Origin of the sequence: Rathayibacter sp. AY2B5 (assembly GCF_002931645.1) — a bacterium.
Lineage (GTDB): Bacteria > Actinomycetota > Actinomycetes > Actinomycetales > Microbacteriaceae > Rathayibacter.
In genome coordinates this window covers 38,877-62,924 of record NZ_PSUE01000002.1, presented here as the reverse complement: position 1 = coordinate 62,924, position 24,048 = coordinate 38,877, and the positions used below count along the sequence as shown (strand labels likewise).

Here is a 24,048-nt window from a genome sequence, read left to right as displayed (position 1 = left end):
AAACGAGCTTTCCTTTTCGAAGATGCGGCCCTAGTCTGACTCCTGCCATGAACGAAGCGATCACACTCTCCGCCGGCGTCGTCAAGCGCCCGCACACGCTGGCCGACGGCCGCGAGCTCCTCTACTTCGACGACGCCGACACGACCCTCCCCCCGGAGCGCGCCGCCGACGCACGCCACCTCGACCCCCGCCCCGCCACCGCGCGGATGCGCCAGGACGTGCTGACCGGCGAGTGGGTCTCCATCGCCGCGTCGCGCCAGAACCGCGTGTTCCTGCCGCCGGCCGAGCTCGATCCGCTCGCCCCGGCGTCGCCGACGAACCCGTCGGAGGTGCCCAGCCGGTACGACGTCGCCGTCTTCGAGAACCGCTCCCCCTCCTTCGGCCCGCTCCTCGAGGACGCGGACGCGCCCGCCTCCCTGGAGGACCTGCGCACTCTCGGGCTCGGCCGGACGCTGACCAGCGTCGGCCGCTGCGAGGTCGTCTGCTTCAGCCCCGAGCACGAGGGCTCGTTCGCCACGCTCAGCGCCTCCCGCGCCCGGACCGTGGTCGAGGCCTGGGCCGACCGCGTGGGCGCCCTCTCGGCCCTTCCCGGCGTGCAGCAGGTCTTCCCGTTCGAGAACCGCGGCGAGGCGATCGGCGTCACGCTGCACCACCCCCACGGGCAGATCTACTCCTACCCCTACGTCACGCCGCGCACGACCCGCCTGCTCGCCTCGCTCGACAGCTACGGGCCGTCGATGTTCGCCGACGTCCTCGCCTTCGAGCAGGCCGGCGAGCGCGTCCTCCTCCGCGGCGAGCACTTCACCGCGTTCGTGCCGTTCGCCGCGCGCTGGCCCGTCGAGGTGCACCTCCTGCCGCACCGCCACGTCCCGGACCTGGCGGCGACGACCCCGGAGGAGCGCGACGAGCTGGCTGTGATGTACCAGCGCCTGCTCCGCGGCATCGACGCCCTCTACGACACCCCGACGCCCTACATCGCCGCCTGGCACCAGGCCCCGGTGCACGAGCGCCGCGACGAGGTGCGCCTGATGCTCCAGATCACCTCGCCCCGCCGCGCCGAGACGAAGCTCAAGTACCTCGCGGGGAGCGAGGCCGCGATGGGCGCCTGGATCGGCGACATCGCCCCCGAGACGAGCGCCGCGGCCCTGCGCGCGGCGATCGAGCGGGCCGACGCGGCCGTGCTCGAGGCCGGGATCGCACAGCGCCCCGACGCGGCCCTGCCGGTCGCCGCGCACAGCGACGACTCGCTTCCCGGCGGCGCCGCCACTCCCGCCACCACCGCCGCCGACATCGCCGAGGAGAACCGATGACCGCCGCTCCCGCCTCCCTGACCGCCGTCGCCGAGAGCGCGGCCGCCGCCTTCGAGCGCACCTTCGGCCGCCCCGCCGCCGGCGTCTGGGCCGGCCCCGGCCGCGTGAACCTGATCGGCGAGCACACCGACTACAACGACGGCTTCGTCTTCCCCTTCGCGATCGACCGCGCCACGGCGATGGCCGTCGCGCCCAGGGAGGACCGCCTGATCCGGATCAGCAGCGCCTTCTCCCCCGAGGTGGTCGAGGTCGCTCTCGACGAGCTCGGCCCCGGCGCCGTGACCGGCTGGTCGGCCTACCCGCTCGGCGTGGTCTGGGCGCTCACCGAGTACGGCGTCGACCTGGGCTCCCGCTCGGGCTTCGACGCGTACGTCGACTCCGACGTGCCGGTCGGCGCGGGGCTCTCGAGCTCGGCGGCGCTGATGTGCGCGATGGCCGTCGCCCTCGACGAGCTCTGGGACCTCGGCTTCGACCGCGCGACGATGGCCCGCGTCGGCCGTCGCGCCGAGAACGTCGCGGTCGGCGCCCCCACCGGGATCATGGACGAGTCCGCCTCCCTCTTCGGGAAGCGCGACGCCGCGGTGTTCCTGGACTGCCGCAGCCTCGACACCGAGGTCGTCCCCCTCGGCTTCGAGGAGGCCGGCCTCGTCCTGCTCGTCGTCGACACGCGCGTCGAGCACGCGCACGCCACCGGCGGCTACGCCGAGCGGCGCGCCTCCTGCGAGCTCGGCGCCGCGACCCTCGGCGTGCCGTCGCTCCGCGAGCTGACGGTCGACGACCTGCCGCGCGCCCAGGAGCTCCTCGACGACGTCACCTACCGGCGCGTGAAGCACGTCGTGACCGAGGACGTCCGCGTGCTCGAGACCGTCCGCACCCTGCGCGAGCACGGTCCCCGGGCGATCGGCGATCTGCTCGACGCCGGCCACGTCTCCCTCCGCGACGACTTCGAGATCTCGGTGCCCGAGCTCGACACCGCCGTCGAGGCGGCGCGCGGCGCCGGAGCGATCGGCGCCCGGATGACCGGCGGCGGCTTCGGCGGCTCCGCGATCGCCCTCACCCCGGTGGAGAAGGAGGAGGAGGTCCGCGCCGCGGTCCTCGCCGCCTTCGCCGAGAAGGGCTTCACGACTCCGGAGCTCTTCCTGGTCACGGCCGCCGACGGCGCGGGTCGGGTGCTCTGACCTCTGCTTCCGTCGACGCCCCCTGCGACCTCGCGTCGCAGGGGGCGTTCCTCGTCCAGCCGCTACGGCGCCGGATCCGGCGGAACGACGGCGCGCCCTTCTCCCCCGGTGACCCGAACCAGCTCGGCGAAGCTCGTCGGGTAGACGGTGTGCGCGTGCCCGGCCGCAGCCCAGACCACGTCGTAGGCGGCGAGGGCCGTGTCGACCACGGTGCGCAGCGGCGCGGGATGGCCCACCGGCGCGATCCCGCCGATCGTCTGGCCCGTCGCGGACTTCACCTCCGCGGCCGGCGCCCGGGTGATCGATCCGCCCAGCTGCACGCCCAGCCAGGCGGTGTCGACGCGGTGGCCGCCGCTGGTCAGGACCAGCAGCGGCGCACCGTCGATCAGGAACACGAGCGAGTTGGCGATCTGGCCGACGTCGACGCCCAGCGCCTCGGCCGCCAGTGCCGCCGTCGACGCGGCCGAATCGAGCCAGCGCACGGTCGGGTGCACGCCGTGCCGGTCGAGGTCGGCGAGGACGCGGTCGACGGCCGGGTGGCTCCGTTCGCTCATGCCGCCGAGGCTAGCGCCCCGGCCGCCCTCACTTCTCGAACGTGGAGGCGTCGATCACGAAGCGGTAGCGGACGTCCGAGGCGAGGACGCGCTCGTAGGCCTCGTTGATCTGCGACGCCGAGACGACCTCGACCTCGCTCGCGATGCCCTTCTCGGCGCAGAAGTCGAGCATCTCCTGGGTCTCGCGGATGCCGCCGATGCCCGAGCCCGCGAAGGAGCGACGGGCGCCGAAGAGCGTGAAGACGTGCAGCGGCAGCGCCTCGGCCGGAGCGCCCACGTTCACCATCGTGCCGTTGCGGCGCAGGAGCCCCAGGTAGGCGTCGAGGTCGAGGGGCGCGCTGACCGTGTTGACGATCAGGTCGAAGGTGTTCGCGAGATCGGTGAAGGTCGCCTCGTCGCGCGTCGCGTAGTAGTGGTCGGCGCCCAGGCGGAGGCCGTCCTCCTTCTTGCTGAGGGTCTGCGAGAGCACGGTGACCTCGGCGCCCATCGCGTGCGCGAACTTGACGGCCATGTGGCCGAGCCCGCCGAGGCCGACGACGGCCACGCGCTTGCCGGGGCCCGCCTCCCAGTGCGAGAGCGGCGAGTAGGTCGTGATGCCCGCGCACAGCAGCGGAGCGGCGGCCTCGTAGGGGATCGACTCCGGCACGCGGAGCACGAAGTCCTCGACGACGACGACGTGCGTGGAGTAGCCGCCCTGGGTGATGGTGCCGTCGCGGTCGACGGAGGCGTAGGTGCCGGTGTTGCCCTTCAGGCAGTACTGCTCCTCGCCCGCGAGGCAGTTCTCGCACTCGCGGCAGGAGTTCACCATGCAGCCGACGCCGACGCGGTCGCCGACGGAGTGCTTGGTGACCTCGGAGCCGACCTCGGCGACGACGCCGACGATCTCGTGGCCGACGGTCAGCGGGTACGCCACCGGTCCCCAGTCGCCGCGGACGGTGTGGATGTCGGAGTGGCAGATGCCGGAGTAGGCGATCTCGATGAGCACGTCGTGCGGTCCGACGTCGCGGCGCTCGATGGTGGTGGGGACGAGCGGCTCGGTCGCGGAGGGGGCGGCGTAGGCGGTGACGGTGAGCATGGGTTCTCCTCGTGGGGCGGGGCGCGCTCCGAGGACGTGTCCGACGGGGTGGGGGACGCGAGAGCGCCGGGCCACGCTACCGGCAGGCGACTGGACGTCGCCCCCGAGCGCGGTCCGGCGCGGGTCCTGTGGCGCGGGACCGGTCAGCGCAGGGCGCGCTCGGCCGCCGTCACCACGTTGTGGATGAGCATCGCGCGCGTCATCGGGCCGACTCCGCCGGGCACGGGCGACAGCCAGCCCGCGACCTCCGCCGCCTCCGGTGCGACGTCGCCGGTCAGCTTCGCGCGGCCCGTCTCCGGGTTCTCGACCCGCGTGATGCCCACGTCGAGCACGGCGGCGCCGGGCTTCACCCAGTCGGCGCGGATGAGCCCGGGCACGCCCACGGCGGCCACCACGATGTCGGCGCGGCGCACCTCCGCGGCGAGATCGGCCGTGCGGGAGTGGGTGAGGGTCACGGTGGCGTCGAGGCCCTTCCGCGTGAGCAGGAGCCCGAGCGGACGGCCGACGGTGAGCCCGCGGCCCACGACGACGACATGCCGGCCCGAGGTCGGGATGCCGTGGCGCTGCAGCATCTCGACGATCCCGTTCGGCGTGCAGGGCAGCGGGCTGTCCAGCTCGCCCTCGACGCCGAGAACCAGGCGGCCGAGGTTGGTGGGGTGCAGGCCGTCGGCGTCCTTGTCCGGATCCATGAGCTCGAGCATCGCGTTCTCGTCGATGCCCTTCGGCAGCGGGAGCTGGATGATGTACCCGGTCACGGCCTCCGAGTCGTTGAGCTGCCGGATGGCGGCGCGGATGTCGTCCGCCGACGCGGTCGCGGGGAGGTCCACGCGGATCGACTCGATCCCGACCTCCGCGCAGTCGCGGTGCTTGCCCGCGACGTACGAGCGGGAGGCGGGATCGTCCCCCACCAGCAGCGTTCCGAGCCCGGGCACGACGCCCCGCTCGCGCAGAGCGGCGACCCGCTCCGCGATCTCCGTCTTGACCGCCGTCGCCGTCGCGACGCCGTCGAGTACCTGTGCCGTCATCTCGGGCTCCTCGGTCGTTGCGCGGCGGAGGGGGACGGTGCCCCGGCCTCCGCCGCGCGGGTGGTGCAGCGGATCGACTACAGCCCGGGGTAGAGCGGGAAGTCGTCGGTGAGGCGGGCGACACGGCCGCGCAGCGCCTCGAGGTCGGCCGAGGGCTTGAGCGCCTCGGCGATGACGTCGGCGACCTCGGTGAACTCCGTGTCGCCGAAGCCGCGGGTCGCGAGCGCCGGCGTGCCGATGCGCAGGCCCGAGGTGACCATCGGCGGGCGGGGGTCGAACGGCACGGCGTTGCGGTTGACCGTGATGCCGACCTCGTGGAGGCGGTCCTCGGCCTGCTTGCCGTCCAGCGGCGAGTCGCGCAGGTCGGCGAGGACGAGGTGGACGTCCGTGCCGCCGGTCAGGACGTCGATGCCCTCGGCCTTCGAGTCGGCCGCCGTGAGGCGCTCGGCGAGGATCTGCGCGCCGCGGATGGTGCGTGCCTGGCGGTCGGCGAACTCGGGCTCGCCGGCGAGCTTGAACGCGGTCGCCTTCGCGGCGATCACGTGCATGAGCGGGCCGCCCTGCTGGCCGGGGAAGACGGCCGAGTTCAGCTTCTTGGCGTACTCCTGCTTCGCGAGGATGAGCCCCGAGCGCGGGCCGGCCAGCGTCTTGTGGACGGTGGTCGTCACGACGTCGGCGTAGGGCACCGGCGACGGGTGCAGCCCCGCCGCCACGAGGCCTGCGAAGTGGGCCATGTCGACCCAGAGCTTCGCGCCGACCTCGTCGGCGATGGCGCGGAACGCCTCGAAGTCGAGCTGACGGGGGTAGGCGGACCAGCCGGCGATGAGCACCTGCGGACGGACCTCGAGGGCCTTCTCGCGGACCGCGTCCATGTCGATGCGGAAGGTCTGCGGGTCGACGCCGTACGCGGTCGCGTTGTAGAGCTTGCCCGAGAAGTTCAGCTTCATGCCGTGGGTCAGGTGGCCGCCGTGCGCGAGCTCGAGGCCGAGGATGGTGTCTCCGGGCTGCACGAGCGCGGCGAGCGCCGCGGCGTTGGCGGAGGCTCCGGAGTGCGGCTGGACGTTGGCGAACTCGGCGCCGAAGAGGGCCTTGGCGCGGTCGATCGCGAGCTGCTCGGCGATGTCGACGTACTCGCAGCCGCCGTAGTAGCGGCGTCCGGGGTAGCCCTCGGCGTACTTGTTGGTCAGGACGGAGCCCTGCGACTCGAGGATCGCGCGCGGCACGAAGTTCTCGCTCGCGATCATCTCGAGGTAGCCGCGCTGGCGGTCGAGCTCCTGCTGGAGCACGGCGGCGATCTCGGGGTCGACCACCGACACGGGCTGGTCGAACGAGGCGGCGACGCCGGGGCTGGCGGGGGAAGAGGACACGGACGCTCCTTGGCTGGGAAACGGAAGGGGCCCGGCAGGTCGCTGCGGCGCGACACGGCTCGTTCGGGCGACCCGATCTACGGTATCCGTTCCAGCCCAGGCGTGCGGCGGGAAAAGTGTCCGGGGCGCTGCCCCGGAGGAGGTGCCGCTCCCTGATGGTCACCCATCCGAACGCCAGTCGCGGCGGGCTCACTCTAGCAAGCGGGCCGGGTGGCGCGGGAGTCGCGCCAGTCGGGGGCGGGCACGCGCGATCGTGCGACGATCCCTCGGGCGGTCCCGGCGCGGGACCGGGAGGGAGGGCGTCGCCGTGGGTCCTCGACGCCGCTCCGAGCGCATCGACGGCCGCAGCGACGAGGAGCTCGTCGCGCTGGTCCGGGAGGGCCGCACCGACGCGGTCTCCGAGCTCTGGCGCCGCCACTCCTCGGCCGGGCGCACCGTGGCCCGGGCGTGGGCGAGCAGCTCCGACCCCGACGACCTGGTCTCGGAGGCGTTCCTCCGCGTCCTGCGGGCGATCGAGCGCGGCGGCGGACCCGAGGGCGCCTTCCGCCCCTACTTCTTCACCACCGTCCGCAACGTCGCGGGATCCTGGGCCCGGCGGGACCGGCACGAGCGGCCGTTCGACGAGGCCGACCGCGCCCTCCCCTCTGCCGGCCCCGATCCCGAGGCGCACGCCCTCGCCGCCCTCGAGCGCGACCTGGGCGCGCGCGCGTTCCGGGCGCTGCCGCCGCGCTGGCAGGAGGTGCTCTGGTACACAGAGGTGGAGGGCCTGTCGCCCGCCGCCGCCGCGCCGCTGATGGGCCTGCGGCCCAACGCGGTCGCAGCGCTCGGGGTGCGGGCGCGGGAGGGGCTGCGCTCCGCGTGGATCCGGGAGCACGTGGCGGACGCCTCGGCGACGGGCGAGTGCGAGTGGGTGCTCGAGCGGGCCGGGACGTACGCGCGAGGACGAGTCCCCGTCCGGGACAGGCACCGCATCGACCGGCACCTGGACGGGTGCCTCTCCTGCCGGGAGGCGCTGGCGGAGGCCGAGAGAACTGCGCGCCGCCTCGCGTCGGTGCTGCTGCCGCTCTCGGCCGGCGTGAGCGGTGCGGCCGCCTGGGCGGCGGGCGGGGGCTCCGGCGCGGCCCCCGGTCCGCTGCCGAGCGCGGTCCGGGCGTCGAGCGCGGTCCGCGCATCGGCGGTCCGAGCGTCGAGAGCGGGCAGCGGAACAGGAGTGGTCGTCGCCGCGTCCGCTGCGGCGGCACTCGCGATCGCGGGAGTCGTCGGGGCGGCGGTTCTGCTGTCCGGGAACGGGGGCGGCGCGCTCGTGGCGGCGGAGGACGCCTCCGCGCGGGTGGACGAGCGCGCAACGGCCGAGGCGGTTGCGCCGGCGTCGAGCGGAGGAGCGACGGCGAGCGCCGACCGACCGGAGACGGACCCGGAGGCCGCGGACCGGACGAGTGCAGCGGACGGCGATCCGGCGGGGCGGTCCAGGGGTTCCGGCGCTGCTCCGAGGAGCACGGTGCCGGCCGTGGCCGGACGGGCTGCGTCGGACGATGCCGGAGCGACGCGCGCGACCCCCGGGAGGACGGGACGCCCGCCGCAACAGGAGCCGTCCCACGATCCCGTCGGCGCACCGGCGTCGAGAGGGATCGAGGTGACCGCCTCCCCGACTTCTGCCGCCGAGCCCGCCCCGTCCCGCCCTGCCGTGACCGGCAGCCCCGCACCGGCGCCCTCCCCTGCCGGCACCGAGGCTCCGGCCCCCTCCGGGCCCCCGGGGACCACGACCGGGAGCTCCGCGCCGGGCCCGATCGGCAACGGCCCGGGCCTGCCCTCCGTTCCGGTCCCGACCCCCGCACCCAGCACTCCGGTCCCGGTTCCTGTTCCTGTTCCTGTTCCTGTTCCGACCGTGACTCCCCCACCGGACACTCCGGCTCCGGCAGCGACGCACGCACCGAGCACTCCGGCGCCGGCCCCTACAGAGGCGCCGAGCACCTCCGCTCCGGTCTCGACTCCCGCGCCGGTCACGACCCCCACTCCGGCCGCACCTCCCGCTCCGGCCGCACCTCCCGCTCCGGCCGCACCGACCCTCGCGCTCGACACCGACGGCCGGCTGCTGCCCGATGCCCGGGGCACCGCCGCGCCCGGCGCCGAGGTGCTCCTCGAGGACGCCTCCGACGGACACCGCGTGGGCTCCGCCACCGCCGACGCCGACGGCTCCTGGACCGCGCCGGCGCTCCCCCTCCCCGCGGGCACGACCACGGTGCTGGCGCGCACCGCTGCAGGAGTCAGCGCCCCCGAGACGGTCGACCTGCGCGCTCCGGTGCTCCTCGCCCGGGCCGCGTCGAGCGGGGGCGCGGTCGGCGTGCTCGTGCTCGCCGATCCCGACGCGGACGGCCTCGACCTCCTGGTCGACGGCGGGCAGGTGCGGTCCCTCGCTCCCGGAGCCCCCGTCCTCGCCGCGACCCTGGAGGTCGGTCCCGGGAGGCACACGATCGGCGTCCGCTACTCCTCCCCGGACGGGCGGACGGGACCCGTCGCCGTCGTGTCCGTCGACGCGGGCTGAGGCGCGCGGACCGCCCCGTGCCCCACCGTTATCCTGGGCGGATGCAGCCCGAACCCGCCGCGTCCGCGACTCCCCGGCCCGCCCCCGCGAGCACCCGTCCGACGGGCAGCGACGCCGCGTGGTCCGGCGCCCGGCCCGCGGGAAACCACTGGACCCTGACCTTCGCCTGCCCCGACCAGCCGGGCATCGTGCACGCCGTGTCCGGTGCCGTCGTCCAGGCCCGCGGCAACATCACCGAGAGCCAGCAGTTCTCGAGCGCCGACACCGGCCGCTTCTTCATGCGCCTGCAGGTGGAGTCGCCGATCAGCCGCGAGGAGTTCGCCGCCGCCCTGCTGCCGATCACGGAGCACTACGGGATGACCTGGCGCCTCGACGTCGTCGGCCGGCCGCTGCGCACCCTCGTCCTCGCCTCCACCGCCGCGCACTGCGTCAACGACCTGCTCTTCCGCCAGCGCGCCGGGCAGCTCGCGGTGGACATCCCGATGATCCTGTCCAACCACGGCAGCCTTCGCGACCTCGCCGAGTTCTACGGCGTGCCCTTCGAGTCGCGACCCGTGGTCTCGCCGGAGTCGAAGCGCGGGTTCGAGGAGCGCGTGCTGGAGGTCGTCGAGGAGCACGACGTCGAGCTCGTGGTCCTGGCGCGCTACATGCAGATCCTCTCCCCCGAGCTCTGCGCGCGACTGGCCGGCCGCGCTATCAACATCCACCACTCGTTCCTGCCGGGCTTCAAGGGCGCGAACCCCTACAAGCAGGCGCACGCCCGCGGCGTCAAGCTGATCGGGGCGACCGCGCACTTCGTCACCAGCGACCTCGACGAGGGGCCGATCATCGAGCAGAACGTGGTGCGCGTGGACCACTCGCACTCGGTCGCCCAGCTCGTGGCGATCGGGCAGGACGAGGAGAGCCGTACGCTCACGCAGGCGGTCAAGTGGTTCGCGGAGGACCGGGTGCTCCTCGACGGGGCCCGCACCATCATCTTCCGCTGACCTCCGGCGGCTAGCATGGTCGGCGTGAATCGAGCAGGAGCGGACACCGCGGGCACCGACATCAGGATCGGCCCGAACGCGATCCTCCGGTTCCTCCTGGAGCTCGTCGCGCTGGCGACCTTCGCCCTCTGGGGCTTCGCGTCGTGGGACCTCCCGTGGAACATCGTCCTCGGCATCGGCGCTCCGGTGGTCGCCGCGCTGATCTGGGCGCTCTTCCTCTCGCCGCGCGCGGTCCTCGCGATCGACGTCTACGGCCGCTCGCTGATCGAGCTGCTCGTGATGGGCGCCGCCGCGCTGGCGTGGCTGGACCTCGGCCAGCCGGTCGTCGCGATCGTCTTCGGCGTCCTCGCCGTCGTCTCCGGCGTCATCGCGGGACGCCGCTCCCTCTGATCCTGACGGCGGCCGCTCAGGCCGAGGGGGGCGCTCGCTCGGAGCCGTCCACCGCTGTCCCCGAGGGTGCACCGCGGTCCCCGTGCGCTCGCCGCCGCCTCGGACCGGAACCGAACGCGTCGTCCCGGCTCGCAGCGGCAGGTCGCCACCGCGTTCTCCCGTCGATGCACCTCCGGGGATGCGCGACCGCAGCGGGACCCCGGGCCGATCGCGCCGCCGGGCCCCCAGTCGGAGGTGCTCCGCCCCGCCTGATCGTCGATCTCTCCCCGACCCGCTCCCGCCTCCGCTCTCGAGCCGTTCCCCCACGCAGCCCGGCTGGTCCTGCTCCCGGCCCGCACCACGAGCCGCCCCGTCTCCGCCTCCCCCGCCCGAGAACGGCGAACGGCCGCCCCCGCCGCTCCGGGAGGAGCAGGGGGACGGCCGTTCGCGGCGGTCGCGGAGGACTACTCCGCGGCGCCCGCCTCACGCTGCGCCAGGGCGCGGCGTCGGAGGCCGGTGATCACAGCACCTGCACCGAGGAGGGCGAGGGCGGCGGCTCCGAGGAGACCGCCGTCGAAGCCCGTCGACGGGAGGCCGCCGGCGCCGTGGCCGGGCGCGCCCGGTCCGGCGGTCGGCGTGGAGGTGGGCTCCCCCGGTCCGGCGGTCGGCGTGGAGGTGGGCTCCCCCGGTCCGGCGGTGGGACCGGCCGTCGGCGTCGCGGTCGGCTCCGGGGTGCCCGTGGGCTCCGGAGTCGCGGTCGGCGTCGGGGTGGGGGTGACCGCCTCGGTGACGTCGACGCTCACGAGCGTCGCGAGTCCCGAATCGGTGTAGGCGACACGGCCGAGGTAGCGGGCCGGGCCCGCCAGGTTCGACCAGGAGACCGCGTACGCGATCGGCTCGCCCTGCACGGCGTCGACCACGGCGGGGTCGGTGCTCAGCGAGCCGAGACCGTTCTCCGGAGTGATGACGAAGCTGCGGAAGTCGAACGTGACGGTCGAGGATCCCGGGGCGGTCGAGTAGACATCGGCCTGGACCGTGTACTCGCCCGGAGCGGGGTCGGCGATGTCGACTCGCTCGTCGGCCGAGCCGGTCGCCGAGGTGAAGACCTTGTCGGTGCTCTCGCTGGTGACGGTGAGGTCGAGGTCGGCCGCGTCGTCGAGCGAGTCGAGATCGAAGCGGGCGAACTCGGCGCCCTCCGGCACCACGACGGTGGTCGTCAGCGACTTCCCCGTGGGGAGCGTCGCCGAGTGGCCGTCGGCGGCGGTGGCGTCCTCGGCGAGGACACCCTCGGCGAGACCGCTCGCGGTGAGCGGCAGCGCGCCGGTGATGCCGGGCGTGACCGTCACCGTGCCGGTGCCGGTCGAGCCGGTGCCGGAGACCTCGTAGGGCGCGTCCAGCAGGACGGGGCGCACCGCGATCGGGCTGCGGACGTCGTGCTCCGCGCTCGCCCAGGTCAGATAGCCGGTGGCGAACTGGTTGAGCGCCGCCGAGCCGGTGGTGAAGGAGACCGTGTACTCCGCCGTCTGGCCCGCACCCGTGAAGGAGAGGGTCGAGGGCGAGACCACGGTGTCGATCCCGGCGAGGCCGTCGACCGAGGCGGTGTAGGTGCCCGCGCCGGTCGAGGTGACCGTGCGGGTCACGGTCTGCGTGCCCGCGAGGGCGCCGATCGCGATCGAGGCCTGGTTGAGGTCGGACGGGTCGATCGCGGCGATCGGGTCGATCACCGGGTTCGAGGTGAAGACGTAGCCCGCACCCTTGAGGAACGCGATCCAGTCCTCCGTGCCGCTCTGGTAGAGCAGTCCGGGGTCGAGGAACGCGGCCGGGTCGACGTGTCCGGCGCCCTGGGCGAAGACGTCCTCGGACGCGGCGCCCGACTGGTCGACGCTGTCGTAGGCGGAGGTCATCATGGCCGACTTCACCGCGGACGGCGAGGCCTTCGGGGTCGCGCCGAGGATCAGCGCGCCGAGGCCCGCCACGTGCGGCGACGACATCGAGGTGCCGGACTCGAACGCGAAGGCGGGGTCGTCGCCCTCGGCGTTGAAGCTGTCGGCGAGGATCGCGACGCCGGGCGCCGTGAGGTCGGGCTTCAGCACGTCGGCGCCGTCCGCCTCAGCGGGTCCGCGCGACGAGAAGCCGGCGACCTGCGGGACGGGGATGGAGGCTCCGGACGAGTTGCCCTCGGAGAGGGTCACGTCCGCACCGGCGGTACCGGCGTAGGTCGTGATCGCCTGGTAGGCCTGCGAGTCGATCTGGATGCTCGGGACCGAGTGGTCGTCGACGTGCAGGGCATTCGGGGTCGGGTTGAGCAGCAGCATGCCGATGCCGCCGGCCCGCTCGACCTCGGCCGACTTGGAGACGCGCGCGGTGACGCCCGCGGTGCAGGCGACGATCGTGCCCTTCACCTTGTCGGGGTCGAGGGTGCCGGTCTCGCAGATGGCGGGGTTCTCGGCGCCCGAGCGGACGACGTCGGCGCTGTTCACCAGCGGTCCGGTGACGTCCTCGTGGACCGAGATGGATCCTCCGACGAACTTCTGGCCGTCGCCGAGAGCGGCGGTCGCGGTGTAGGTCGGGATGGAGGACGCGGCGACCGTGGTGTACCAGGGCGACGCGTGGTCGAGCGTGGAGGCGCCCGCACCCGAGTTGCCGGCCGAGGCCGCGACGAAGACGCCCGCGGCGGCGGCGTTGAGGAACGCCTCGTCGATCGCGGTCAGGGTCGAGGTGGCCGAGCCGCCGCCGATCGAGAAGTTGATGACGTCGACGCCGTCCTTGGTCGCGGCGTCGATGGCCGCGAGGATGCCCGCTCCGGAGCAGAAGTCGTCGTCGTCGGTGCCCTCGTCGGGTCCGTTCCAGCAGACCTTGTACGCGGCGACCTTGGCGGCCGGGGCGACTCCGGAGGTCTTCCCGTAGTCGTAGCCGTCGACGCTCGCCTCGACGCCGTTGTTGCCGGCTGCCGTGCTCGCGGTGTGCGAGCCGTGTCCGTCGGCGTCGCGCGGGGAGCGGTACTCGGGGTTGTCCGTCGAGCCGACCTCCTCGTCCGCGAGGAACCAGCGTGCGCCGATGAGCTTCTGGTTGCACTCGTCGCCGTCCCACTGCTCGGAGGCGGGGAGCCCCGGCGAGCAGGACCCGACGAAGGTGCCGCCGTCCGACTTCACGAAGGAGGTGGTGGTGCCGTCCGTGTAGGGGGCCGCTCCGGGCGAGGTCGCCAGGGGCGCGCCCTCGAAGGAGGGGTTCTCGGGCGCGATGCCGGAGTCGATGACGCCGACGACGACGCCCTCGCCCGCCTTGTCGATGCCGCCCAGCTTCTGCCAGACGCCGTTCTCGCCCTCGAGGCCGAGGAAGTCGGTGGAGCGCTGCTGTCCGGTGTCGGGCACCGGGGTGCCGGCGGCGGCCGCGGCGAGCGGCGAGGCCTGCGCGGCGCGGTCGACCTTCAGGTCCTCGACCTTGCGGACCTGGGCGACGTCGCGGCGGCTCGCGAGCTCGCCCGCCTGCTCGCCCGAGAGGGTCGCGGAGAAGCCGTTGAGGGCGACGGTGTAGTGGTAGCCGATGGCGGCGTCGACCGCGGAGGCGACGTCCTCCTGGCGCTGCTCGAGGTGGGCGGAGTAGTCCTCCACCGGAGCCGAGGCGGCCTGCAGCTGCGCACCGTCGACGGGCGCGGTGCGGGCGAAGCGGGCATCGCTGCCCTGGTAGGTGGCCGCGGAGGGCTCGACGAGGGTGACGACGTAGTCGCCGTCGTCGAAGCTCTGGCCGACGGAGAGCCCGCCGACGAGCGAGGCACTGCCGGCGAGAGGGGCGGCACTGGCGCCGGTGGTGGCGAAGGCCGCGGTCGCGGCGACTCCGAGGACGGCGAGGCCCGCGAGGATGCGCCTCTCAGCGCGGCGGACGGGTGGTCGGTGGGACAGGTGGATCGGCAATCGATGTCCTTACTCACATTCGCTGGGAACCGGATCGGTTTCCACACAGAAACGACCCTACGAACTCGATTGCCCAGCTTTGTTACGAACAGGTAACGAAGTTGACGCTGAAGGGGGCCGATCCGTTGGCACTCCCCCTCCCCGAGTGCTAATTTAATCGCGTTGAGCCGGGTCGGCTCAACTCTTGGAACTCTTCGTTGCACGACTGAATGGAGTGATCTCATGGCTGTCACCTACGACCCCGTCCGCGAGCTGGACCGCCTCGCCACCGCCCTCCTCGGCTCCGGTCAGGGGCCCCGCCGGATGCCGATCGACCTGTACCGGGACGGCGACCACTACGTCCTCACCGCCGACCTCCCCGGCATCGACCCGGGGTCCGTCGACGTCGACGTGGACGGGCAGCTCCTCACCATCCGCGCCCAGCGCACCGTCGCGAGCGGCGACGATGTCACCTGGATCACCCGGGAGCGCCAGTCGGCGACCTTCGTCCGCCAGCTGAGCCTCGGCCAGGGCGTCGACACCGAGCGCATCGCCGCGTCCTACGACAACGGCGTGCTCTCGGTGACCATCCCGGTCAGCGAGAAGGCGCGTCCCCGCCGCATCGAGGTCGTCTCGACCGCCCGCCCCGAGCAGGTGCGGATCGGCGAGGCGGCCGCCGAGTAGGACGACGAGCGAGGGCCCGTCCGCGATCGTGCGGGCGGGCCCTCCGCCTGTCCGCACGCCCTACGCTGGCCGGATGCGCGCCTCCTCCTCCGACACCGCTGTCGGCGTCCTGCTCCCCCGCGATCTCCCCGCCTCCGAGGTGCTCGTCTACGCCCGCCGCGCCGAGGAGCTCGGCTTCGACGAGCTCTGGGTGGTCGAGGACCTCGGCTTCCGCGGCGGCATCGCCCAGGCCGGCGCGGTACTCGCCGCCACCGAGCGGATCGTCGTCGGCATCGGCATCCTGCCCGCCGCCGTCCGCACGGCGGCCTTCACCGCGATGGAGCTCGGCACTCTCGCCGAACTGTTCCCCGGCCGCGTCCACGCCGGCATCGGGCACGGGATGCCGCACTGGATGCGCGGCCTCGGCGTCTGGCCGCGGAGCCCGCTCACCCTGCTCGAGGAGCAGTTCGGCGCGATCCGCTCGCTGCTCTCCGGCGAGCGCACCGACCGCTCCGGCCGCTACGTGCACGTGGACGGCCTCGTCCTGGAGTCGCCGCCCGCCGTCGTGCCGCCGCTGCTGGCCGGCGTCCGCGGACCGAAGTCGCTGGCGCTCGCGGGCCGGATCGCCGACGGGGTCGTCCTGGCCGAGCCCGTCACTCCGGAGTACCTCGCGGCGGCCCGCGGCCACCTGGGCGGCACCGGACGGATCGTCGCCTACAACGTGGCCGCCGTGGACGACGATGCGGCCGCCGCGCGCGACGCGGTCCGGCCGGGACTCGAGTGGATCGGCGAGCCGGACTGGGCGCCGCACATCGAGCCGCTCCCCTTCGCCGAGGACTTCGCCCGCCTGCGGGCCGAGAGCGCCGACCGCGCCGCCTTCGTCCGCGACCTGCCCGACGCCTGGGTCGACCAGCTGGCCGTCGTGGGCACTCCCGAGGACGCTCGTCGCCGCATCGGCCTGCTGCACGAGGCCGGTGCGTCGAGCGTCGTGCTGATGCCGTCGGGGCCCGATCCGCTCCACGCGATGGAGGAGCTCGCCCGGGCGCTCTGAGGCGCTCGGCCCGGGCGCGTCCCACCGGGCCCGGAGACGCGTCCGGCCCGCAGGATCCGAGGATCGTGCGGGCCGGACGCGTCTGCTGAAGCCGGTGATCAGGCCGACATGCGGGCCTTCAGGTTCTCGTCGAGGGTCGCGAGGAACTCCTCGGTCGTCTGCCAGCCCTGCTCGGGGCCGACGAGCAGGGCGAGGTCCTTCGTCATCTTCCCGGACTCGACCGTCTTGATGACCACGTCCTCCAGGGTGAGCGAGAAGTCGATGAGCTCCTGGTTGCCGTCGAGCTTGCCGCGGTGCGCGAGACCGCGCGTCCAGGCGTAGATCGAGGCGATCGGGTTCGTCGAGGTGGGCTTGCCGGCCTGGTGCTGGCGGTAGTGGCGCGTGACGGTGCCGTGCGCCGCCTCCGCCTCGACGACGCTGCCGTCGGGCGTGGAGAGCACGGAGGTCATCAGGCCCAGCGAGCCGAAGCCCTGTGCGACGGTGTCGGACTGGACGTCGCCGTCGTAGTTCTTGCAGGCCCAGACGTAGCCGCCCTCCCACTTCATGGCCGAGGCGACCATGTCGTCGATGAGGCGGTGCTCGTAGGTGAGGCCCGCGGCGTCGAAGCGCTCCTTGAACTCGGTCTCGAAGATCTCCTCGAAGATGTCCTTGAAGCGGCCGTCGTAGGCCTTGAGGATCGTGTTCTTGGTGGAGAGGTAGACCGGGTAGTTGCGCGAGAGGCCGTAGTTCAGCGACGAGCGGGCGAAGTCGCGGATCGACGCGTCCTGGTTGTACTGGACCTGCGCGATGCCGTCGTCCGGGGCCTTGTAGACCTCGAACCTCATCGGCTCGGAGCCGTCCTCGGGCGTGAACTCGACGGTCAGCGTGCCCTTGCCCTTGAAGACGAAGTCGGTGGCGCGGTACTGGTCGCCGAACGCGTGGCGGCCGATGATGATCGGCTTGTTCCAGCCGGGGACCAGGCGCGGGATGTTCGAGATGATGATGGGCTCGCGGAAGATCACGCCGCCGAGGATGTTGCGGATCGTGCCGTTGGGCGACTTCCACATCTTCTTGAGGCCGAACTCCTCGACGCGGGCCTCGTCGGGGGTGATGGTCGCGCACTTCACGCCGACGCCGTGCTTCTGGATGGCGTGCGCCGCGTCGATCGTGACCTGGTCGTCCGTCTCGTCGCGGTACTCGATGCCGAGGTCGTAGTACTCGAGGTTCACGTCGAGGTACGGGTGGATGAGGGTGTCCTTGATCTTCTGCCAGATGATGCGCGTCATCTCGTCGCCGTCGAGCTCGACGACCGTTCCCTCAACCTTGATCTTGGACATTGCTCTCCCATGGTGTCGATGACCCCGCACCTGTGCGGGACGGGCGGCTCTGCACCGCTCCGGATGGCCTCCGCCAGCCTACCCGAGGCCCGAACTGTCTCGATGTCGAGACAGTTCTCGATCGTCCGCGCCGGGGCCGGCGCACGTCGCCCGACAGGAGGATGCCCGCCGTCCTGCGCCGCCGGTACAGTGACGGCATGAGTGACCTCCGCCTGGAAGAGCTGTCCGCCTCGAACATCTCCGCCGTGAACGGCCTGAGCCTCAAACCCGGCCAGGAGCAGTTCATCGCGCCGGTCTCCTACTCCGCCGCCGCCGCGGTGATCGACCCGGGCGCCTCCTGGCAGCGGGCCGTGATGGACGGCGACGAGCTGCTCGGCTTCATCCACGCGCACTTCGACCCGGAGGCGGCGGAGGAGTTCCGCAGCTGCATCTGGCGCATCAACATCGACGCGGCGAAGCAGGGCCGCGGCGTCGGCACCTTCGCCGTCCGCGCCACCGCCGACGAGGCGCGCGCCCGCGGCTTCGACACCCTCACGGTGATCTGGGAGTCCGGCGAGGACGGCCCGGAGCAGTTCTTCCGCTGGATCGGCTTCGAGGTCGTCGGCGAGACGCAGTACGGCGAGAACATCGGGGCGCTGACGCTCTGAGCGCGGCGCCGGAGGCAGCGGAGCCGGCCGACTTCGTCTCCGCCGTCCTCGAGGTGGTCGCCTCCATCCCGCCCGGCCGCGTGATGGCCTACGGCGAGATCGCCGCGGTCCTCGGCACGCGTGCGGCACGCGCGGTCGGCACGGTGATGGCCCGCTACGGCTCCGACACCGCCTGGTGGCGCGTCGTCCGCGCGGGAGGAGCGCCCCCGGTCGGCCACGAGGAGCGCGCCCGCCGGGAGTACGAGCGCGAGGGCACGCCCCTCGTCGTCACGCCGGGCGGCTGGCGCGTCGACGTGCGCAGCGCCCGCTGGCGCCCCTGAGCCGGGAGCGGCTCCGGGACGTGAGTCGCGAGCGGCAGCCGATCAGACGAGCGAGTCCCGCCAGGCCGCGTGCAGGGTGGCGAAGCGGCCCTCGCCGGCGATGAGCGCCTCCGGGGTGCCGTCCTCGACGATGCGGCCGTGCTCCATCACCAGCACCCGGTCGGCGATCGCGACCGTCGAGAGGCGGTGCGCGATGATGACCGCCGTGCGGTCCGCCAGGAGCGTCTGCAGGCCCTGCTGCACCAGGCGCTCGCTCGGGATGTCGAGGGAGGAGGTCGCCTCGTCCAGGATCAGCACCGCCGGGTCGGCCAGGAACGCGCGGGCGAACGAGATCAGCTGGCGCTGACCGGCCGAGACGCGGCCGCCGCGCTTGTTCACATCGGTGTCGTAGCCGTCCGGAAGCGCCTGGATGAACTCGTGCGCGCCGACCGCCTGCGCGGCCCGGACGATCTCGTCGTAGGACGCGGTCGGCCGCCCGATCGCGATGTTGTCGGCGACGGATCCGGAGAAGAGGTACGCCTCCTGGGTGACCATCACGATCGCGCGCCGCAGGTCCTTCGGGTGCAGCTGCCGCAGGTCCACGCCGTCGAGGGTCACCACGCCGTCGCTCGGGTCGTAGAAGCGCGAGATCAGCTTGGCGAGCGTCGTCTTGCCGGCGCCCGTGGACCCGACGAGGGCGATGGTCTGCCCGGCGGGGATGTCGAGGTCGAAGCGCGGCAGCACCTCGCGGTCGGCGGTGTAGGCGAAGCGGACGCCCTCGAAGCCGAGGCGGCCCCGCGCCTGCCGCAGGTCGACCGGGCGGGCCGGATCCGGGACGCTCGGCTCCTCGGCCAGCACGCCCGAGATCTTCTCGAGCGCGGCGGCCGCCGACTGGTAGGAGTTGTAGAACATCGCCATCTCCTGCACCGGGTCGAAGAAGCGCCGTGTGTAGAGCAGGACCGCCAGCAGCGCGCCGATCTCGAGCCCGCCGTCGAGCACGCGGACGCCGCCGATGAACAGCACCACGGCGACGGTGACGTTGCCGATCAGCACGAGCCCGGGGTCGAAGGTGCCGAACACTCCGAAGACGCGCTTGTAGGCGAGCCGGTACTGCTCGACGACCCCGCCGAACACGGACTCGTTGCGCTTCTGCGTGCGGAAGGTCTGCACGGCGCGGATGCCGGTCATCGACTCCACGAACTGCACGATGAGCCGCGACGAGGCGACGCGAGTGCCGCGGAACAGCGCCTGCGACCGTTTCTGGAACCAGCGGGTGAGCAGCGCGAGCGGCACCAGGGCGCAGGCGAGCACGATGCCGCTCACGCCGTCCAGGGAGACCAGGGCGATCGCGACGAAGCCCATGTAGAGCGCACCCTGCACCAGCTGGTTGATGCCGGAGTCGAGCAGCTCGCGGATGGAGTCGAGGTCGCTGGTCTGGCGCGAGATGATCCGGCCGGAGGTGTAGTTCTCGTGGAACTCCAGGCTCAGCTTCTGGGTGTGCAGGAAGACCCGCTTGCGCAGGTCGATCAGGATCGCCTGGCTCACCCTCGCGGAGAGCACGGTGTACCAGGCGACCAGGAGCGCGCCGACGAGTCCGGTGAGGATGTAGGCGCCGACCGTGACCGCCAGCGGGACCGCGTTCCCCGCGAGGACCGCGGGCAGACCGTTGTCGATGCCCGCCGCGATCAGCGCCGGTCCCGCGACCTGGGCAGCGGTCGCGACGACGACCACGACCGCGGTGAGCACCAGCCGCAGCCGGAGCGGCCGCAGCAGGGAGCCGAGCAGCCGCAGCGAGCGCCGGCGCAGGGCCGCCGACTCCGCTCTGCTGAGGTCGTCGCGCTCCTCGGAGGAACCGAGCGTGCTCATGATCGCGTCTCCTGGTGGGTCGTCGTGGGGCGGGAGCCGATGCGCTCGGTCCCGGCGGGCCGGGTCAGCTCGTCCTCCTCGAGGCTCGAGATGACGAAGCGGTAGTGCGGGCTGCTCGCGAGCAGCTCGCTATGGGTGCCGACCGCGGTGATGCGGCCCTCCTCCATCAGTGCCACGCGATCGGCGAGCGCCACCGTCGAGGGGCGGTGGGCGACGATGATCGCCGTGGTGTCGCCGAGCACGCGGCGCAGCCCCGCCTCGACGCGCGCCTCCGTGTCGACGTCGAGCGCCGAGAGCGGGTCGTCGAGGACGAGCACCGCCGGACGCGCGGCCACCGCGCGGGCGAGGGCCAGGCGCTGGCGCTGGCCGCCGGAGAGACTCATCCCCTCCTCGCCCACCTTCGTGTCCAGGCCCTCGGGGAGGCGGTGGACGAAGTCGGCCTGCGCGATCTCGAGGGCCTCGAGCAGCTCCTCCTCGGTCGCGTCGGGTCGGCCGAGGAGGACGTTCTCGCGCACGCTCGTGGAGAAGAGCGTCGCGTCCTCGAACGCCATGCCGATGTGCGTGCGCAGCTCGTCGCGGCGGAGCCGGCGGATGTCGACGCCGTCGAGCTCGATGGCTCCGCCGGTCACGTCGTAGAGGCGCGGGAGCAGCGCGGTGAGCGTCGTCTTCCCGGAGCCGGTGATGCCGACCAGTGCCATCGTCTCGCCCGGCTCGACCTCGAGGTCGACGCCGTCGAGGAGGTCGCGGTAGCGCTCGGGGGCGTCCTGGTAGCGGAAGTGGACGTCGCGGAAGCGGACCCGACCGCGCGGCTCGAGGATCGTCTCGGGGTCCTCCGGGTCGGTGATGGTGTTCCGGCTGTCCATCACCTCGAAGTAGCGGTCGACCGCCGTGCGGGTGTCGAAGGTCATCGAGAGGAGGAAGCCGATCGACTCCACCGGCCAGCGCAGCACGGTCGCGGTGGCGAAGAAGGCGAACAGCTCGCCGACGCTCAGCTGGCCGGCCGCGGCGAGCCAGACCCCGCCGAGCAGGCAGAGCGCGAACGCGATGTCCGGCACCAGCAGCAGGACGAGCCAGATCCCGGCGATGGCGCGGGCCTTGTCGATCTCGGTGCCGCGGAGCTTCTCGGCCTGGCCGGCGAAGTTCTCCAGCGCGTGCTGGTGGCGGCCGAAGGCCTTGAGGACGCGGATGCCGTGCACCGACTGCTCGACGGTCGTGGCGAGGTCGCCCGCCTGGTCCTGGCTGCGGCGCGCGATGCTCGAGTAGCGCTTCTCGAACGCGAACCCGTAGATCCAGACCGGGATCGAGCACACGACGAAGAGCACGCCGAGGATCGGGTTCCAGTAGACGAGGACGCCGAAGCCGACGACGATCGTCAGCGCGTTGACCACGAGCAGGACGAAGCCGAAGGCTATCCAGCGGCGGATGAGGCTGAGGTCGCTCATCGCCCGCGACAGGAGCTGCCCGCTCTGCCAGCGGTCGTGGAAAGAGACGGGGAGGTCCTGCAGGCGGCTGTAGAGCGCCGAGCGCATGCGCGCCTCGATCCGCGTGCTGGGGGTGAGGGCCATCCGGCGCCGCAGCGCGATGGCACCGGCCTCGACGACGCCGAGCACGAGGATGACGGCGACCGGGCCGATCAGCGGCCCGAGGTCGCCGGAGCCGGCGGAGGCCGCCCCGTCCCCGAGCGGTCCGTCGACGAGCTGCTGCAGGACGATCGGGATGACCAGCGACACCAGGCTCGCCACGAGCGCGACCGCGATGCCGCCGACCAGCCGGGGCAGGGAGTCGCCGACGAAGGGGACGAGGCGCAGCAGGGTCTGCAGCGTGCTCGGACGCTTCTGCGCGGGGGCGCCGGGAGACGGGAGGGCGGGAGCGGACACGGCGGAGGGCTTTCGCGACGAGGGCGGAGCCTCCCCTGCCGGGTGGGCGGGGAGGCGGGAGGTACCACCGGGCCGGAGAGCTCCGGGCAGCCTTGAAGGCTATACCCGGGCTATGTGCTCCGTCCAGCGGCCGCCGCGATCCGGCGGTTCCCCCGCCTCCGCCGTCAGCGGACGCGGACCGAGAGGCAGGTGACGCAGCCCTCGAGCTTCTCGAATTCCGAGATGTCCACGGTCAGGACGCGGTAGCCCAGGCTCCGCAGCAGCTCGGCGCTCCGGGGAGCGGAGGCGGCCATCAGGAGTGTGTCGTCGTCGAGGACGACCACGTGGGCGCCCGCCTCCTCGGGCATCGGCAGGAAGAAGGGGAACAGGCGCGGCTCGTCGACGACCGGCTCCCAGCCGATGACCGTGCCGTCGGGCAGCGCGGTCACGGCGCTCTTGAGGTGCAGCACCTTGGTCAGCGGGACCGCGACGACGTCGTACCCGCGGGGGCGGAGGATCGCGCGCAGCTGGGCTACCCCCGCCGCGTCGGTCCGGCCTCCGCGGCCGACGTAGACCGTCGATCCCACCTTGAGGACGTCGCCGCCGTCGAGCGTGCCCGGCTCCTCGATGCGGTCGACCGTCAGGCCGAGGGCGCGGACGGCCTCCTCGGCGCCCTCCGTCTCTCCGCGGCGGGACTCCGCTCCGGACCGGGCGATCACGGCGTGGTCGCCGAAGACGACGACCGCGTCCTCGAGGAAGACGGAGTCGGCGAGTCCGGGCGCCGGTGCGGCCTCGACCGTCTCCCAGCCGGCCCGCTCGAGCAGGTCGACGTACGCCTCCCACTGCTGCTGGGCGCGCTGCTGGTCGACGGGGACGCGCTCGAGGTGGGTGAGCTCGCCCGCCGAGAGGTCGGCGGCCGGGGCCCGGACGATCGCGATGCGGCGGTCGGTGACGACGGCGGCCGGCGCGCCCGTGGTGCGGAGGCGGTTCCAGAGCGCGCGGCCGACGCTCGCCGCCGAGACGGTGAACGCGAGCAGGAAGACGAGGTTGAGTCCGGCGAAGGTCTGGAAGATGGAGGCCCAGACGGCGCCCGTGACGGCCTCGCCGGTGGCGCTGGCTTGGACGAGCGTGCCGAACACGGCTCCGACCACACCCGCGACGAGTCCCGCGAGGGCGGCGCTCCAGGTGCGTCCGAGCATCCCCGCGACGGCGAGGACGAGGACGACCACGAAGCCGAGCACGCTCGAGAGCAGGAAGTAGGCGTTGACCTGCGGGATGGAGCCGGGCTGCAGCTGGTTGCCGATGAAGAAGGCCAGCAGGTTGGCGAGGTGCGCCACGAGCGCGGTCGCCGCGGCGGCGAGGAGCGCGACGAGGATCCGGCGGCCCGTCCCGGGCGCGCGGTCCCGGTTCGGGGCGATCGTGGAGGCGGCGGTCGGGGTGTCGGGAGTGGACGCGGGCGTCGAGTCGGAAGGCACCCGGTGACCCTACGCGCCCCCGCCCGCGCCTCGCCTGTCGATCCCCTAGCAGCCCCCTAAGAGCCGCCCACCGCACCGCAGAGCACTTTCAGCGGGAATCGCGTGCCAAGCGATTCACGCGGTCGGCGACGCTACCCGCTCTACGGAACGCACCCCGTCGCGAAGCCGACCGCGCCCCGCCGCGCAGGGAGCGGCGGGGAGGACGAGCACCGCAAGGCAGAGCCGGTTCAGCGGGAATCGCGTGCCAAGCGATTCCCGCGACCGGCGACGCACCCCGCTCCACGGAACGCACCCCGTCGCCGAGCCGACCGCGCCCCGCCGCGCGGGGAGCGGCGGGGAAGACGAACACGCCAAGGCAGAGCCGGTTCAGCGGGAATCGCGTGCCAAGCGATTCCCGCGACCGGCGACGCGACCCGCTCCACGGAACGCTCAGTGTCGCGAAGCCGACCGCGCCCCGCCGCGCAGGGAGCGGCGGGGAAGACGAGCACCGCAAGGCAGAGCCGGTTCAGCGGGAATCGCGTGCCAAGCGATTCCCGCGACCGGCGACGCACCCCGCTCCACGGAACGCACCCCGTCGCC

General features: G+C 73.2%; 18 protein-coding genes. 9 read left to right on the top strand and 9 right to left on the bottom strand.

The annotated features are described in order from the left end of the window. Positions 1-47: 47 nt before the first annotated feature. Together galT and galK are read left to right on the top strand one after the other, a co-directional pair. Entirely contained in the window at positions 48-1,310 is a 1,263-nt protein-coding gene (gene galT, locus C5C30_RS01860) for a galactose-1-phosphate uridylyltransferase (RefSeq protein ID WP_104224718.1), read from the top strand. Next, positions 1,307-2,488 carry a galactokinase gene (gene galK / locus C5C30_RS01855; protein WP_104224719.1) on the top strand — a complete coding sequence of 394 codons (1,182 nt, stop codon included), beginning with the start codon at positions 1,307-1,309 and terminating at the stop codon, positions 2,486-2,488. The genes galT and galK overlap by 4 nt, the downstream gene beginning before the upstream one ends. Before the next feature lie 62 nt (positions 2,489-2,550). On the opposite strand, the gene C5C30_RS01850 is transcribed toward galK, so the two are convergent. The 4 genes from C5C30_RS01850 to glyA form a co-directional block, all read right to left on the bottom strand. Next, positions 2,551-3,042 (bottom strand): YbaK/EbsC family protein, encoded by a 492-nt coding sequence (locus C5C30_RS01850; protein ID WP_104227277.1) that lies wholly within the window; start codon positions 3,040-3,042, stop codon positions 2,551-2,553. Positions 3,043-3,070: 28 nt separating this feature from the next. Next, positions 3,071-4,117, bottom strand: a complete 1,047-nt coding sequence (locus tag C5C30_RS01845; RefSeq protein WP_104233905.1) for an NAD(P)-dependent alcohol dehydrogenase — start codon at positions 4,115-4,117, stop codon at positions 3,071-3,073. A gap of 143 nt (positions 4,118-4,260) precedes the next feature. After that, entirely contained in the window at positions 4,261-5,142 is an 882-nt protein-coding gene (locus tag C5C30_RS01840; RefSeq protein WP_104247702.1) for a bifunctional methylenetetrahydrofolate dehydrogenase/methenyltetrahydrofolate cyclohydrolase, read from the bottom strand. A 77-nt stretch (positions 5,143-5,219) separates the two neighbouring features. After that, positions 5,220-6,509, bottom strand: a complete 1,290-nt coding sequence (glyA, locus tag C5C30_RS01835) for a serine hydroxymethyltransferase (RefSeq protein WP_104224723.1) — start codon at positions 6,507-6,509, stop codon at positions 5,220-5,222. A 307-nt stretch (positions 6,510-6,816) separates the two neighbouring features. Between glyA and C5C30_RS01830 the strand changes: the two genes are divergently transcribed. From C5C30_RS01830 to C5C30_RS01820, 3 genes are read left to right on the top strand one after another with little or no spacing between them, the layout of a single operon-like run. After that, entirely contained in the window at positions 6,817-9,051 is a 2,235-nt protein-coding gene (locus tag C5C30_RS01830) for a sigma-70 family RNA polymerase sigma factor (protein WP_146081463.1), read from the top strand. Positions 9,052-9,092: 41 nt separating this feature from the next. Beyond that, on the top strand, positions 9,093-10,037 hold the full coding sequence (gene purU, locus C5C30_RS01825; RefSeq protein ID WP_104224944.1) for a formyltetrahydrofolate deformylase: 945 nt from the start codon (positions 9,093-9,095) through the stop codon (positions 10,035-10,037). Between the two features lie 24 nt (positions 10,038-10,061). Then, positions 10,062-10,427, top strand: a complete 366-nt coding sequence (locus C5C30_RS01820) for a YrdB family protein (RefSeq protein ID WP_104276971.1) — start codon at positions 10,062-10,064, stop codon at positions 10,425-10,427. A 443-nt stretch (positions 10,428-10,870) separates the two neighbouring features. Here C5C30_RS01820 and C5C30_RS01815 read toward each other — a convergent pair whose 3' ends face one another. Continuing rightward, complete coding sequence (locus tag C5C30_RS01815) at positions 10,871-14,317, bottom strand: S8 family serine peptidase (RefSeq protein WP_104333064.1); 3,447 nt, start codon at positions 14,315-14,317, stop codon at positions 10,871-10,873. 222 nt (positions 14,318-14,539) lie between these two features. Between C5C30_RS01815 and C5C30_RS01810 the strand changes: the two genes are divergently transcribed. Both C5C30_RS01810 and C5C30_RS01805 read left to right on the top strand, forming a co-directional pair. Then, positions 14,540-14,980 (top strand): Hsp20/alpha crystallin family protein, encoded by a 441-nt coding sequence (locus C5C30_RS01810; RefSeq protein ID WP_104233909.1) that lies wholly within the window; start codon positions 14,540-14,542, stop codon positions 14,978-14,980. A 73-nt stretch (positions 14,981-15,053) separates the two neighbouring features. After that, complete coding sequence (locus tag C5C30_RS01805) at positions 15,054-16,010, top strand: LLM class flavin-dependent oxidoreductase (protein ID WP_104333063.1); 957 nt, start codon at positions 15,054-15,056, stop codon at positions 16,008-16,010. Positions 16,011-16,108: 98 nt separating this feature from the next. On the opposite strand, the gene C5C30_RS01800 is transcribed toward C5C30_RS01805, so the two are convergent. Continuing rightward, positions 16,109-17,326 carry an NADP-dependent isocitrate dehydrogenase gene (locus C5C30_RS01800; RefSeq protein WP_104224939.1) on the bottom strand — a complete coding sequence of 406 codons (1,218 nt, stop codon included), beginning with the start codon at positions 17,324-17,326 and terminating at the stop codon, positions 16,109-16,111. A gap of 197 nt (positions 17,327-17,523) precedes the next feature. Here C5C30_RS01800 and C5C30_RS01795 point away from each other — a divergent pair, with 197 nt between their 5' ends. Further along, the gene (locus tag C5C30_RS01795) at positions 17,524-17,973 is read left to right on the top strand and encodes an N-acetyltransferase (protein ID WP_104227289.1); all 450 of its coding nucleotides are present in this window, start codon (positions 17,524-17,526) and stop codon (positions 17,971-17,973) included. Then, positions 17,970-18,293 (top strand): MGMT family protein, encoded by a 324-nt coding sequence (locus tag C5C30_RS01790; protein WP_104238475.1) that lies wholly within the window; start codon positions 17,970-17,972, stop codon positions 18,291-18,293. Before C5C30_RS01795 ends, C5C30_RS01790 begins: the two co-directional genes overlap by 4 nt. A 42-nt stretch (positions 18,294-18,335) precedes the next feature. On the opposite strand, the gene C5C30_RS01785 is transcribed toward C5C30_RS01790, so the two are convergent. The 3 genes from C5C30_RS01785 to ddaH form a co-directional block, all read right to left on the bottom strand. Beyond that, positions 18,336-20,138 carry an ABC transporter ATP-binding protein gene (locus C5C30_RS01785; protein ID WP_104258297.1) on the bottom strand — a complete coding sequence of 601 codons (1,803 nt, stop codon included), beginning with the start codon at positions 20,136-20,138 and terminating at the stop codon, positions 18,336-18,338. Beyond that, positions 20,135-22,015 carry an ABC transporter ATP-binding protein gene (locus C5C30_RS01780; RefSeq protein WP_104333062.1) on the bottom strand — a complete coding sequence of 627 codons (1,881 nt, stop codon included), beginning with the start codon at positions 22,013-22,015 and terminating at the stop codon, positions 20,135-20,137. The genes C5C30_RS01785 and C5C30_RS01780 overlap by 4 nt, the downstream gene beginning before the upstream one ends. Before the next feature lie 164 nt (positions 22,016-22,179). Then, the gene (gene ddaH / locus C5C30_RS18155) at positions 22,180-23,469 is read right to left on the bottom strand and encodes a dimethylargininase (RefSeq protein ID WP_308471018.1); all 1,290 of its coding nucleotides are present in this window, start codon (positions 23,467-23,469) and stop codon (positions 22,180-22,182) included. Between the last annotated feature and the right edge of the window lie 579 nt (positions 23,470-24,048).

Bases quoted from the DNA above. Each gene is read 5' to 3' on its own strand.
- galT (WP_104224718.1), top strand. From the start codon at position 48: ATGAACGAAGCGATCACACTCTCCGCCGGCGTCGTCAAGCGCCCGCAC.
- galK (WP_104224719.1), top strand. From the start codon at position 1,307: ATGACCGCCGCTCCCGCCTCCCTGACCGCCGTCGCCGAGAGCGCGGCC.
- C5C30_RS01850 (WP_104227277.1), bottom strand. From the start codon at position 3,042: ATGAGCGAACGGAGCCACCCGGCCGTCGACCGCGTCCTCGCCGACCTC.
- C5C30_RS01845 (WP_104233905.1), bottom strand. From the start codon at position 4,117: ATGCTCACCGTCACCGCCTACGCCGCCCCCTCCGCGACCGAGCCGCTC.
- C5C30_RS01840 (WP_104247702.1), bottom strand. From the start codon at position 5,142: ATGACGGCACAGGTACTCGACGGCGTCGCGACGGCGACGGCGGTCAAG.
- purU (WP_104224944.1), top strand. From the start codon at position 9,093: ATGCAGCCCGAACCCGCCGCGTCCGCGACTCCCCGGCCCGCCCCCGCG.
- C5C30_RS01810 (WP_104233909.1), top strand. From the start codon at position 14,540: ATGGCTGTCACCTACGACCCCGTCCGCGAGCTGGACCGCCTCGCCACC.
- C5C30_RS01805 (WP_104333063.1), top strand. From the start codon at position 15,054: ATGCGCGCCTCCTCCTCCGACACCGCTGTCGGCGTCCTGCTCCCCCGC.
- C5C30_RS01800 (WP_104224939.1), bottom strand. From the start codon at position 17,326: ATGTCCAAGATCAAGGTTGAGGGAACGGTCGTCGAGCTCGACGGCGAC.
- C5C30_RS01795 (WP_104227289.1), top strand. From the start codon at position 17,524: ATGAGTGACCTCCGCCTGGAAGAGCTGTCCGCCTCGAACATCTCCGCC.
- C5C30_RS01785 (WP_104258297.1), bottom strand. From the start codon at position 20,138: ATGAGCACGCTCGGTTCCTCCGAGGAGCGCGACGACCTCAGCAGAGCG.